The sequence below is a fragment of the Acinetobacter halotolerans genome (assembly GCF_004208515.1).
Taxonomy (GTDB): Bacteria; Pseudomonadota; Gammaproteobacteria; order Pseudomonadales; family Moraxellaceae; genus Acinetobacter; species Acinetobacter halotolerans.
The window spans coordinates 349,647-361,200 of record NZ_SGIM01000003.1; the positions used below are offsets into that span (position 1 = coordinate 349,647).

General features: G+C 38.2%; 12 protein-coding genes. 4 read left to right on the top strand and 8 right to left on the bottom strand.

Annotated features, from left to right (window positions below):
- Window positions 1-78: 78 nt before the first annotated feature.
- The 4 genes from EXE30_RS05850 to EXE30_RS05865 all read right to left on the bottom strand — a co-directional run bounded on the left by EXE30_RS05850 (window position 79) and on the right by EXE30_RS05865 (window position 5,644).
- Complete coding sequence (locus EXE30_RS05850; protein ID WP_130161596.1) at window positions 79-699, bottom strand: 2OG-Fe(II) oxygenase; 621 nt, start codon at window positions 697-699, stop codon at window positions 79-81.
- Window positions 700-905: 206 nt separating this feature from the next.
- Window positions 906-3,068: a malate synthase G gene (locus EXE30_RS05855; RefSeq protein WP_130161597.1), complete on the bottom strand. Its 2,163-nt coding sequence runs from the start codon at window positions 3,066-3,068 to the stop codon at window positions 906-908.
- Between the two features lie 292 nt (window positions 3,069-3,360).
- On the bottom strand, window positions 3,361-4,506 hold the full coding sequence (gene zapE, locus EXE30_RS05860; RefSeq protein WP_130161598.1) for a cell division protein ZapE: 1,146 nt from the start codon (window positions 4,504-4,506) through the stop codon (window positions 3,361-3,363).
- A gap of 118 nt (window positions 4,507-4,624) precedes the next feature.
- The gene (locus EXE30_RS05865) at window positions 4,625-5,644 is read right to left on the bottom strand and encodes an AraC family transcriptional regulator (RefSeq protein WP_130161599.1); all 1,020 of its coding nucleotides are present in this window, start codon (window positions 5,642-5,644) and stop codon (window positions 4,625-4,627) included.
- 155 nt (window positions 5,645-5,799) lie between these two features.
- Here EXE30_RS05865 and EXE30_RS05870 point away from each other — a divergent pair, with 155 nt between their 5' ends.
- A complete protein-coding gene (locus tag EXE30_RS05870) occupies window positions 5,800-7,314 on the top strand; it encodes a flavin-containing monooxygenase (protein ID WP_130161600.1) in 1,515 nt (504 codons plus the stop codon).
- Window positions 7,315-7,362: 48 nt separating this feature from the next.
- Window positions 7,363-8,280, top strand: coding sequence for a lysine exporter LysO family protein (locus EXE30_RS05875; protein WP_130161601.1), 918 nt, complete (start codon window positions 7,363-7,365; stop codon window positions 8,278-8,280).
- A gap of 69 nt (window positions 8,281-8,349) precedes the next feature.
- Here the strand turns inward: EXE30_RS05875 and pyrF are convergent, their stop codons facing one another.
- Entirely contained in the window at window positions 8,350-9,063 is a 714-nt protein-coding gene (gene pyrF, locus EXE30_RS05880) for an orotidine-5'-phosphate decarboxylase (RefSeq protein WP_165382370.1), read from the bottom strand.
- A gap of 78 nt (window positions 9,064-9,141) precedes the next feature.
- Window positions 9,142-9,690: a helix-turn-helix domain-containing protein gene (locus EXE30_RS05885; protein WP_130161602.1), complete on the bottom strand. Its 549-nt coding sequence runs from the start codon at window positions 9,688-9,690 to the stop codon at window positions 9,142-9,144.
- An 89-nt stretch (window positions 9,691-9,779) separates the two neighbouring features.
- Between EXE30_RS05885 and EXE30_RS05890 the strand changes: the two genes are divergently transcribed.
- Both EXE30_RS05890 and EXE30_RS05895 read left to right on the top strand, forming a co-directional pair.
- Window positions 9,780-10,436, top strand: coding sequence for an AzlC family ABC transporter permease (locus tag EXE30_RS05890; protein WP_130161603.1), 657 nt, complete (start codon window positions 9,780-9,782; stop codon window positions 10,434-10,436).
- A complete protein-coding gene (locus EXE30_RS05895; RefSeq protein ID WP_130161604.1) occupies window positions 10,433-10,759 on the top strand; it encodes an AzlD domain-containing protein in 327 nt (108 codons plus the stop codon). Before EXE30_RS05890 ends, EXE30_RS05895 begins: the two co-directional genes overlap by 4 nt.
- An 86-nt stretch (window positions 10,760-10,845) precedes the next feature.
- On the opposite strand, the gene EXE30_RS05900 is transcribed toward EXE30_RS05895, so the two are convergent.
- Together EXE30_RS05900 and EXE30_RS05905 are read right to left on the bottom strand one after the other, a co-directional pair.
- Window positions 10,846-11,211 (bottom strand): lipopolysaccharide assembly protein LapA domain-containing protein, encoded by a 366-nt coding sequence (locus EXE30_RS05900; protein ID WP_121930259.1) that lies wholly within the window; start codon window positions 11,209-11,211, stop codon window positions 10,846-10,848.
- A 14-nt stretch (window positions 11,212-11,225) separates the two neighbouring features.
- On the bottom strand, window positions 11,226-11,528 hold the full coding sequence (locus EXE30_RS05905; RefSeq protein ID WP_130161605.1) for an integration host factor subunit beta: 303 nt from the start codon (window positions 11,526-11,528) through the stop codon (window positions 11,226-11,228).
- Between the last annotated feature and the right edge of the window lie 26 nt (window positions 11,529-11,554).

The window sequence follows — 11,554 nt, forward strand, 5'->3', positions numbered from 1 at the left end:
AGATCACTTAATCATACAACACTCAAAAATAAGATAATAAAAAGGAGGCTTGTTCACCTCCTCACATAGCTAAAAAGGTTATTTAAATAACTTTTTCAATTTAGCGCTTAAACCGTGTACAAAACGATGTTTTGCATTAGCTTTGTCGCTGGTTAAAAAGTTGATCTGAATGGATTGTCGTTGCCCTTCATAAGGCACATAGCCATGCCAACCATTATCAGTCACTTTAAAAGCAACCAATGTGCCTGGACCCGCATTAATTTCTTCAACATAATCGTCCATGTTCTTTTCATCATTCAAAATACGAAGACGGCCCGTAGCTGCATCCCACGATTCATTTAAATAAATCAAAATAGTCAATAATTTGGTCTTTGAATCAGAATGAATACGCCCATCTTTTTGACGAGAATAACCACGTAAAGTGATCATCATTGGATGCTCCATCACATCCACATCAAATTTTTCAGTCAGGATTTGACGGAACTCTTTACTATCTAAAGATTTCAAAAAACGATCAAAATTGGGTTTAATTTCTACATCTTCTATGTTGTAACTACCACCTTGTTCAATCTTTGGAAAATCTTGAATAACAGCTTTCACTTCAGCGTCTACTATCGAATTTTCCACAACAAAGTATGGATAAGGTGAAGTAGAAACTTGCGCTTGTTTTAAAGCATCTAATTTTAAAATGTGTGACATCGTTACGATTCGACTGAATGATCAAATTAAAATAAATTATAGCAAATATTTTATTTGTATGATGTTTCGTATTTTTAACAATTGCTTAACATACAATATTTCACCAACCACTTTTATTTTGTACTTTTTATTAACCTGATATTTATCGATACAAATTAATATGCATAAAAAAGAGCCTCCGTAGAGGCTCTTTGGATTAGATGAGATTAATCACCTGTATAACCTTTTAATTTTAAACGCGCAGCGTGTAACAATGGCTCTGTGTAACCTGAAGGTTGCTCTGCACCTTTAAAGATCAAGTCTGAAGCTGCTTGGAAAGCAACACCATCAAAATTTGGTGCCATTGGTGTATAAAGCGCATCGTTCGCATTTTGTTGGTCAACAATAACTGCCATACGTTTTAGTACGTCTTCAACTTGCGCACGCGTTACGATACCGTGGCGCAACCAGTTTGCAACGTGCTGAGAAGAAATACGTAATGTTGCACGGTCTTCCATTAAACCAACGTTGTTGATATCTGGAACTTTAGAACAACCGACACCAAGATCAACCCAACGAACAACATAACCTAAAATACCCTGACAGTTATTTTCAAGCTCATTGTTCAGTTCTTCAGCCGTCCAATTTGTTTCTGGAGCGAAAGGAGGTGTTAACAAGTCATCTAAAGACAACATGTTTTCAGCTGCCAACTCATCTTGGCGTGCTTTCACATTGATTTGATGGTAATGCATTGCATGCAAAACAGCACCTGTTGGAGAAGGAACCCATGCGCAAGTCGCACCAGCATTTGGATGTGCAGTCTTGGTTGCTAACATATCTTTCATGCTGTCTGGTTTTGGCCACATGCCTTTACCAATTTGTGCTTTTCCTTGTAAACCACACGCCAAACCAATCGCTACGTTACGGTTTTCGTAAGATGCAATCCATTTTTGTGTTTTAACAGCTTCTTTACGTACCATTGGCGCGGCTTCCATAGAGGTGTGAATTTCATCACCTGTACGGTCCATAAAGCCAGTATTAATGAAAATTGTACGGTCTTTAGCAGCAGCAATACAGTTTTTCAAGTTTACCGAGGTACGACGCTCTTCGTCCATGATTCCGATTTTGAGTGTTTTTGCTGGCAAGCCAAGAGCTTGTTCTGCACGCTCAAATAACTCAACTGCAAATGCAACTTCTTCTGGACCATGCATTTTTGGTTTAACGATATACATCGAACCTTTACGAGAGTTTTTATTCTCATTTTGGCCACGAATATCTGCAATTGAAAGTAATGGCGTCACCAAAGCATCCATAATACCTTCAAAAACTTCTTCACCTTCAACCAAAATCGCAGGGTTTGTCATCAAGTGACCAACGTTACGAAGTAGCATCAGTGAACGACCATGTAATGTTGTGGTGCCACCAATTAAGTTTTGAACGGTACGATCTTTGTTCAGCGTACGAGTAACGGTTTTGCCATTTTTCTCGATTGATTCTTGCAGATCACCTTTCATCAAACCTAACCAGTTACGGTAGCCTTCAACTTTCTCTTCTGCATCAACGGCTGCAACAGAATCTTCTAAATCTTGGATTGTAGTAATTGCTGCTTCAAGTGTTAAATCTTTCACACCCGCTGCATCAGTTTTACCCACTGGGCTATTCGCATCGATATCAATGATAACGTGTAAGCCATTATTTAATAAAACGATTTCTGTTGGATTGGCAGCATCACCATTAAAACCAACAAATTGAGACTCATGCTCTAAAGATGTTGTAGAACCATCTTTCAGAGTTACGACTAAACGATTGTGATCAATCGCATATTTGGTCGCATCCGCATGTGAACCTTGTGCCAACGGGAAAGTTTGATTTAAGAAGTCCTTAGCAAATGCAATTACCTTGTCGCCACGAACTGGGTTATAACCCTTACCTTTTTCCGCACCGCCTTCCTCAGAAATTACATCTGTACCATAAAGCGCATCGTATAAAGACCCCCAACGTGCGTTCGCAGCGTTTAAGCAATAACGTGCGTTACGTACAGGTACTACCAATTGTGGACCTGCTAATAGAGCAATTTCTTCATCTACATTTTCAGTTGTAACATTGAAGTCTGCAACTTCTGGCACTAAGTAACCGATTTCAGTTAAAAATGCTTTATATGCGTTTAGTTCAAATTTATTGTTGCGATGCCACTCATCAATCTTTGCTTGGAGTTCTTCACGCTTAGCCAATAATGCTTTGTTCTTAGGGCTAAGATCAACAACGACTTGCTCGAAGTTCTTCCAATAAGTTTCACTGTCTAAACCAGAACCTGGTAAAGCTTCATTTTCGATGAAATCGTAAAGTTCTTTAGCAATCGCTAGCTTGCCTTTTTGAATACGTGCAGTCATTGTCTTTCCTGATGGTGCTAACTTTTTATAACAAGAAACCTAGTATACCGATTTATACTAGCCTGAATAGTAATATCACATTCCTAAATAGTAAGCATTTTCCAAGTAGAAGGTATTGACAAATATCAATTTATGCCTTATTTGAGAAATGAAATGCATGACATTCTTACAGTTTCGGTTTGCAATAGACTCAATTCTAAAACCTATCTAGTTATAGCAAAATTTAACCAAGAATAAAGCTATCTCTATCTAAATTTATAAAAAAAGGCATTCCGAAGAATGCCTTGTAGTTTTATGATGTTTTTGCAATTTGAATTTGCCGATGCTCAGAATTTAGATACTCATCTGATTGCATTTCCAACAATCTTGAACGTGTACGCTCGATTTCAAACGCCAGCCTATCACCTTCATAAAGTTCAATAATTGAATCTTCTGAGGTTAGTAACAACTTCACCCCACGATCATAAAACTCATCGACTAAATAAATGAAACGACGCGTTCCCTCTGACAAGAAATCAGTTAGATGCGGGACACCACTCACCAATACTGTATTATAAATATTGGCGATCTCAATAAAATCAGCAGGACTACGCGGCTTGAAACATAGTTCAGAAAACTCACACCACAATACATCTTCTGTGTGACCCAGTGTCTCTACCACCCGATTATTAATCATGATCGGTGAGTTTGACTGGACCTGAGTTTGTGTCAAAGCATGGAAACGCTCTGCCATCCAAGATTGTACATCATGACCAAGCGGGTGTTTAAACAGCTGTGCTTGTTTTAATACCCGTAAACGATAGTCAATCCCTGCATCTACATTTAAAACTGTACAGTTTTTCTGTACCAACTCAATTGTAGGCAAGAAGCGATCGCGGTGAATACCATTTTTATATAAACCCTCTGGCGCAATGTTTGAGGTTGCAACCAGAGTAACGCCCCGCTCGAACAATTTTTGGAATAAATCACTCAGAATCATTGCGTCAGTTACGTTTGATACAAAAAACTCATCAAAGCATATCACCACAGCATTTTTATAAATCTGATCAGCGACTGAATCTAGAGGATTGCGTTGTCCTGAAAGCTTATTTAACTCTTTATGTACATGTTGCATAAAGTGATGGAAATGCATCCGTATTTTACGACGGAATGGAACTGATTCATAGAATTGATCCATGAGCCACGTTTTTCCACGACCTACACCACCCCACATATATACACCTTTAGGATAGGTTTGACGACGGAAACGTCGAAACGCTTTCTTAGAAGCCTTATAGCGAGTGAGTAACTCTTTCCATACTCGATCTAACTCTTGCACTGCCTGAGCCTGAGCTTCATCAGGCATGAATTGTCCTGACTCAATTGCTTGAGCATAGCGCTCAGCAGGTGAAGTTGGAGTATATGCAGTGCTATGTGAGTCTGGTTTAGAATTTGACATAAGGTGTTATTGCAATTTTAATTGAGGAAAATTATATCGAACATTGAGTTCAAAGACATTAGATTTTAGGCTTATTTATCATAGCGTTTAAACATCATAATGTACCATTTTTAATCATTTAATGATTCCGATTATACTGCCTAGGACTGTGCCCGAACCATCTTTTAAACGCATGATTGAAAGCCGCGGGTTCAGAATAGCCTAACATTTCCGCTATTTGCTCAATGGAATATGAGCTACCTTCTATGAATTTTATTGCCTTCTGTTTAATCAGTCTTTCACGAATTTCTTTATAGCTGGTCTGCATTTGCTGCAATTGATGCCTTAAAGTCCGCTCAGGAATTTTCAATGCACATGCCGTTTCAGTCATGGTGGGTATGACCCCATTTTGCAATTCTAGATAGTCCTCAACGTATTCTACGATCGTCACTTTTGAGTGAGAAGCCTTCTCTAATTGTTCTATATCACGTAGGCATTTTTCTTCATACATTCTATAAGTCAATGTATCAGCCGAAGGAATTGCGACATCTAAAATTTGAGTATTATCTAGAATAAATACTGCTTGCTTACACGAAAATTTAACATCTTGACCATAATACTGCTGATATGCTTCGACCAACTGCAAATCCGTTGGTCTGTTAAAGGGTAGTTCAATCTGGATATTCGGTGCTTCTAGTCCCATCATCTTAAAAATATCTTGCAGGAACTTATAGGTTCCTGAGATTTCACACTGTGCCCTAAACTGCCCTAAATTGGTATCCAAATCAACAGGTTGGTAATATAAATGAATAGCGTTATTTTTAATTTCGAGCTGTAAAGAACCAAACAAATGCGTGAGCTGTTGAAAACGCACGCCATTCAACAAGGCATGATGTAATGTATCACTGGTAACAATCAACATGAGAAATGGGCCATATCCAGTCAAAGCATAGTGCTGACCGATGAACAACCCTTGTTCAGGTGAAATGTCTTGACTAATATGTTGCAGAATATCCCATTCAATGGCATCGGGTATAATTGAACTTGGATCTAAAGCGTCAGCCTGTATTCCCATATTGGCTAAACGTGCATCCACATCGATACCGACATGACGCATGCCTTGAATCAAATACATCAATCCGAGGATAGATCTCTTCATAATTCTGGATACAGTTCTCAAAACTTTAATGTTTTACTATAAAAACTTTTATAAATGAATTGCCGAAATGATCAAGTTTTACGTCTATACAATCATATTTAATCTCGCCAAAACCTTTAAACTGACACAAAATTTAGCTGTGTAGGGCGTGGACTATGCGTGATGTAAACCAAAAAGCAATTCAAAAAACTAAAGTTGCTATTATTGGTGCAGGATTTGGTGGTTTAGCGATGGCTATTCGACTATTACAAAGCCAAATCAAAGATTTTGTAATTTTAGAAAAAACCAATGATGTTGGTGGCACATGGCGTGAAAATCAATATCCTGGCGCAGCTTGTGATGTGCAATCACACATGTATTCCCTTTCATTTGCACCGAAAACTGATTGGTCAAAGCGCTATGCGGAAGCAGATGAAATCTTTGATTATATTCAAGATATTACTCAACAATATAATCTGAAAGATTATTGCAAATTCAACCATGAAGTCACTCATGCCGAGTTTGATGAAGAACGTAATATTTGGACGATAGAATTTAAAGATCAACCGACGCTTGAAGCTCAGTTTGTAATATTCGCTTCTGGCCCATTACATGTCCCTCAAATCCCGCATCTAAAAGGGATTGAAAAGTTTAAAGGCAAAGTTTTCCATTCTTCTCAATGGGATCATGATTATGATCTTAACGGTAAATCTGTTGCGTCTATTGGCACGGGTGGCAGTGCAATTCAATATATTCCAGAAATTGCACCAGAAGTTAAGCAACTTTATGTTCTTCAACGTACTGCAGCTTGGGTCATCCCTCGCGACGAACGTAAATACTCGCAGTTAAGTAAAACACTGTTTAAAGCATCTAATCTCTATCGTAAAATTCATCGTAGTCGTTTGTACTGGACCAACGAATCTCGCGTCGTACCAATTGTACAACCTCAGATTATGAAATATGGTCAAAAACTTGCTGAAGCCTTTATTCGCTTCCAAGTCAAAGACAAAGAACTTGCAAAGAAACTTACCCCTGACTTTGTGATGGGTTGTAAGCGTATTCTGATTTCAAATAAATATTTTCCTACCTTCAACCGTAAAAATGTTGAGTTAATCACGGATGGTGTTCAAGAAATTACTGAAAATGGCATCATCACAAAAGATGGCAAAGAACGTCAAATTGATTGCTTAATTTACGGTACAGGCTTTATTACTGATCCACGTATCTACTTAAAGCATTTCGATTGTGTCGGACGCAATTGTATTGAACTCAAACAAGCTTGGAAAGATGGTGCAGAAAGTTACTATGGGATGAGCACCAAGAACTTCCCTAACTTGTTCCAGTTATTGGGACCTAATACGATTCTTGGTCATAACTCTGTGATCTTCATGATCGAGTCACAAGTAAATTACATTTTACAGCTTATCCAAACCGTAGATAAAACAGGTACTCAAGCAGTAGAAATTAAGCATGAAGTACAAGATCAGTTCAATGAGCGTGTACAAGAGCAGCTTAAAGGTACCGTATGGCAAGCAGGTGGCTGTAGTAGTTGGTACCAATCAGCTGACGGTAAAAACTTCTCTTTATGGCCAACTTATACTTGGAGATTCTGGTTAGAAACACGTAAAGTGAATGTTGCTGATTATAACTTTCTCAGCACAACAGAAAACGTAAAAAACAATGCAGCCTAATCAATAATTCCTCATAATAAGCAGGTTATTCGTGACCTGCTTTTTTTTATGCAATCTGCTGTTCTTATTTTCCAAATCTTTATTGCAATAAGTCTAGGCTATTTTTTAGCACCCTATTTATCACAAAAAAATAAACGTTTTGTCTTTAAAGTACTTCCTTATTTTTCCTATATTTTATTAATCAGTGTTGCATTCGAACTCGCCCAAGCGTTGAATCATATTCAAAATCCCGTTGCAATTTTACCTCCTGCACTATTAATCGCATTTAGCACATCGATGGGTTCATTCTTCATTTGCTTGATGACTTATAAAGTCATTGATCGTCAAAGCGTACAAGGAAGAATATCATCACATCTATTTATCAATGCATTGAAAAATATTGCTAAAGCATTTTTAGCATTGGGTGTCGGAATTTTGTTGGGTGCGTTTGTAAATATGTCTAATCTACAGATCACATTTAACAGTTGGTATTTATTACTGGTCTTTATCTGCTTGATCGGTGTTGAACTCGCATTTACACAGTTTGACCGTAGTTGGTTAAGTTGGAAAATTTTACTTGTTCCTATTGCTGCCATCATTGGCTCGTGTATAGCCTCTATTTTCAACTATTTTATTCTATCCAATCACTTTAGCTTGAATGAGGTGATGGCTTTGGCTCAAGGCTATGGTTGGTATTCAATGTCTGGGATTTTATTCACAGAACTACACTCAGCCAAACTTGGTGGGATTGCGTTATTAACTGATCTGTTTAGAGAAATTTTCGCGATTCTATTGATGTATTGTCTCGGTTGGCGTTTTCCACGATCGGCAATTTCAAGTGCTGGCGCAACCTCGATGGATGTCACACTCGCCATGGTCAAACAATCATGTGGTACGCATTACATACCACATGCGATGATGAGCGGATTAATTCTTTCTTTACTTGCACCACTGTTAATCAGCTTGTTTTTAAATCTGAAATTATAATGGCTATTCAGTTTGCTAATTCGTCGATCACACCATAGGCGAACATAGTTCACCTATCCATGAGTAGATTTAAATCGAAGCTAAAATCGACTTTAACATTTCGGTTGGATTGTCTGCTTTGGTAATGGGGCGACCAATCACTAAGTGTGTAGAACCATCTTGCATCGCTTGTTTTGGTGTCACGATACGTTTTTGGTCATCAGCATTTGAACCTTCAGGACGTATACCCGGCGTTACAAGTGCAAAATCTTGACCGAGCATTTCACGTAAAATTTTGGCTTCTTGGGCAGAACATACCACACCATCCAAACCACTCTCTTGTGTGAGTTTTGCTAAGCGCTGTACCTGCTCAACGGGTTCTATATCTAAACCAATATCACGTAAATCTTCACGCCCCATAGAGGTTAAAACAGTCACTGCAATCAATTGCGTTTGATAGTTGCCCGCCTGCAATCGCTCAACACAAGTTTCCATCATCTTGCGACCGCCGGATGCATGAACATTAACCATCCACACGCCTAAATCAGCAGCCGCACAAACGGCTTGCGCTGTTGTATTTGGAATATCATGAAATTTTAGATCAAGGAAAACGTCAAAACCTTTATCTTGTAGGTTTTTAACAATAGATGGACCTTCACGAGTAAAAAGCTCCTTGCCCACTTTTACACGACAAAGTGACGGATCAAGCTGATCTACAATAGTTAGGGCGTCAAATTGGCTTTTTGCGTCTAAGGCAACAATAATACTCACAAATCTAATTCCATCACATAAAAATCGGTTCATTATAAGATGATTAATAAAATGAACAAAGCAAGAAAGCATCCAGAATGAAAAAAGCTTTCTCACCACGACTCTATTAAGCTATCTTTGCTCAGAAATTAATATTGCTCTGGTGTCTTGTTCTAGCGCTTCAAAAATATGTTCTTGGTCAGCAGGATAACAAATATAATCTCCCTCATTTAACAATACAGCATCGGAAGTTAATCCGACCTTTGCTCTTCCTTTCATGATAATAATATGTTCAATACTACCTATCGGATGCGGTTGACTACAACGTGGTTCGCCCGGTTGCGTTGTCAAAATATACACATCTCTTCGAGCTCCTGTTGGACATATTGCCAATAAAATCGCTTGATAATGTGCAATCTCTGATGAAACAGACGGCCCTTCACCAAAACGAATGACTTGTGTCTGAGCAATATTTGTTTCCATCAACTTAGCGAAAGGAATATCCAAGGCAACACATAAAGCCCATAAAGTTTCTAAACTAGGATTTCCTTGAGCCGCTTCTAATTGAGACAATGTCGATTTAGCAATACCTGCGCGACGAGCAAGTTCCGCCAAAGATACTCCAGCTTTTTGTCTTTCTCTCTGCAAACCTTTTGCAACAATTTCTATTGGCAACGCCATAAAACACCATAAAGAACGAACGTTCGCTTTGACGAACAGGTAAATATTATTCTATTATATCGTACGCTCGTTCTACATAGAAACCAATAATGCAAGATAAAGATCGATATAACCTGATTAAAGCAATAATACTCATATCAATTGCAACGGGTATTGTTGGCATTTCACTCGGTTCAGTGGCAGCCAGCTTTAACCTTCCAATTTGGATACCATTATTATTATCAGTTACCGTACTTGCAGGTGCAGCAGAATTCACTTTTATTGGAATGGTTGCTACTGGCACAAACCCAATTTTTGCTGCGCTGACAGGTATATTAATCAATATGCGTCACTTTCCATTTGGGCTATCAGTCGCAACATTTATCGAGACCAATGCTTACAGATTTATTGCTTGTCATATCATGAACGATGAAAGTGTGATGTTTGGCTTAAGTCAACAATCACCACAATTTAAAAAGTGGGCCTACTGGATGTGTGGCTTAGGAATTAGTGTTCTTTGGCCAATCGGTGTTTTGATCGGTTATCTATTGAGTAAGACCATTCCAGATATTTATGTATTTGGCATTGATGCTGCATTTCCAGCAATTCTTTTCGCACTAATTTTGCCACTATTAAGAAACAAAACAACTCGAAACAGAGTTTTTATCGGCACTACCCTATCTTTAGCTTCAATCCCTTTACTCCCAACGGGCTTACCCGTTTTAGTGTCAATGTTGGGTTTACTTTTGGGGAGTAAGTCAAAATGAGCCATGGTCAAAGCTATATCTTTGTTGGAATCGTTATTTTAGCTTTAGGGACTTACCTGATTCGCTATTCTGGCTTTTATTTAGCCAACCGTATGACGATAAATGAACAGCATAGACAACTCTTATCCGATTCAGCTTGCGTACTGCTATTTACACTAGCCGTATTTAATACACTTTTCACAGAGAACCATTTTAGTGGCATAAGTAAAATTATCGGCGTTTCAGTTGCTATTATTTTTGCTTGGAAAAAATACTCTCTTATTATTGTTATTTTAATGGCAATGATGGTGACCGCAACCTTAAGATATTTTGGCTTTCCTTAAAGAAAAAAATAGCTCTTTAATCAAATAAAGAGCTATTTTTTGAACTATAAAATCCTACGGATATTATAGCGCTTGAAATATCTTAATTAGAGCGGATTACGAGGTTGGCTTTCCGAATTAATATCCATCACCGTTTTCTCATGTCTCACACTAGCTGCAACTTCTGCGGCAGCTTGCTGAGCAAGTTGAATTTGCTCTTTCCGAAGATGATCGATATCTTTACGTAATCGCTTGATTTCCCAACTTGTTTGGAAAACGCGAAAAACTTGTACACCAAGCAACAATCCGACTACAACACCCAATGCTAAAGTCAATAAAAGCAATAGACCTAAACGCATTGCAGGAACTTGAGTAAACAATAGATCTACTGGTAGTTCTGTAGGGTTTTGCAGCACTAAAGCAAGTGAATAACCAAAAATAACAACGAGTAATGCAATTAATACATAACGCATATACACCTCAACTCTTAATTAGCGGTTTCGTTTACTGCATCACGAAGTGCTTTACCTGGTTTAAAATGAGGAACAGCTTTTGCGGCAACATCGACAGATTTACCCGTTTTAGGATTACGTCCTAAACGTGGCTCTCGGTGGTGTAAAGCAAAGCTACCAAAACCACGAATTTCAATACGATCACCTGTTGAAAGTGCTTCAATCATTTGATCGATCATAATTTTAACAGCATCTTCCACTAAAGGTTCAGCCAAGTGTGGGTTTTTAAGTGCAATCCGTTCAATTAAATCAGATTTATTAAGTGCTTCAGTAGTCATTGATGACCTCTTTAATTATTGCTACT

Bases quoted from the DNA above. Each gene is read 5' to 3' on its own strand.
- EXE30_RS05850 (WP_130161596.1), bottom strand. From the start codon at position 699: ATGTCACACATTTTAAAATTAGATGCTTTAAAACAAGCGCAAGTTTCT.
- EXE30_RS05855 (WP_130161597.1), bottom strand. From the start codon at position 3,068: ATGACTGCACGTATTCAAAAAGGCAAGCTAGCGATTGCTAAAGAACTT.
- zapE (WP_130161598.1), bottom strand. From the start codon at position 4,506: ATGTCAAATTCTAAACCAGACTCACATAGCACTGCATATACTCCAACT.
- EXE30_RS05865 (WP_130161599.1), bottom strand. From the start codon at position 5,644: ATGAAGAGATCTATCCTCGGATTGATGTATTTGATTCAAGGCATGCGT.
- EXE30_RS05870 (WP_130161600.1), top strand. From the start codon at position 5,800: ATGCGTGATGTAAACCAAAAAGCAATTCAAAAAACTAAAGTTGCTATT.
- EXE30_RS05875 (WP_130161601.1), top strand. From the start codon at position 7,363: ATGCAATCTGCTGTTCTTATTTTCCAAATCTTTATTGCAATAAGTCTA.
- pyrF (WP_165382370.1), bottom strand. From the start codon at position 9,063: ATGAACCGATTTTTATGTGATGGAATTAGATTTGTGAGTATTATTGTT.
- EXE30_RS05885 (WP_130161602.1), bottom strand. From the start codon at position 9,690: ATGGCGTTGCCAATAGAAATTGTTGCAAAAGGTTTGCAGAGAGAAAGA.
- EXE30_RS05890 (WP_130161603.1), top strand. From the start codon at position 9,780: ATGCAAGATAAAGATCGATATAACCTGATTAAAGCAATAATACTCATA.
- EXE30_RS05895 (WP_130161604.1), top strand. From the start codon at position 10,433: ATGAGCCATGGTCAAAGCTATATCTTTGTTGGAATCGTTATTTTAGCT.
- EXE30_RS05900 (WP_121930259.1), bottom strand. From the start codon at position 11,211: ATGCGTTATGTATTAATTGCATTACTCGTTGTTATTTTTGGTTATTCA.
- EXE30_RS05905 (WP_130161605.1), bottom strand. From the start codon at position 11,528: ATGACTACTGAAGCACTTAATAAATCTGATTTAATTGAACGGATTGCA.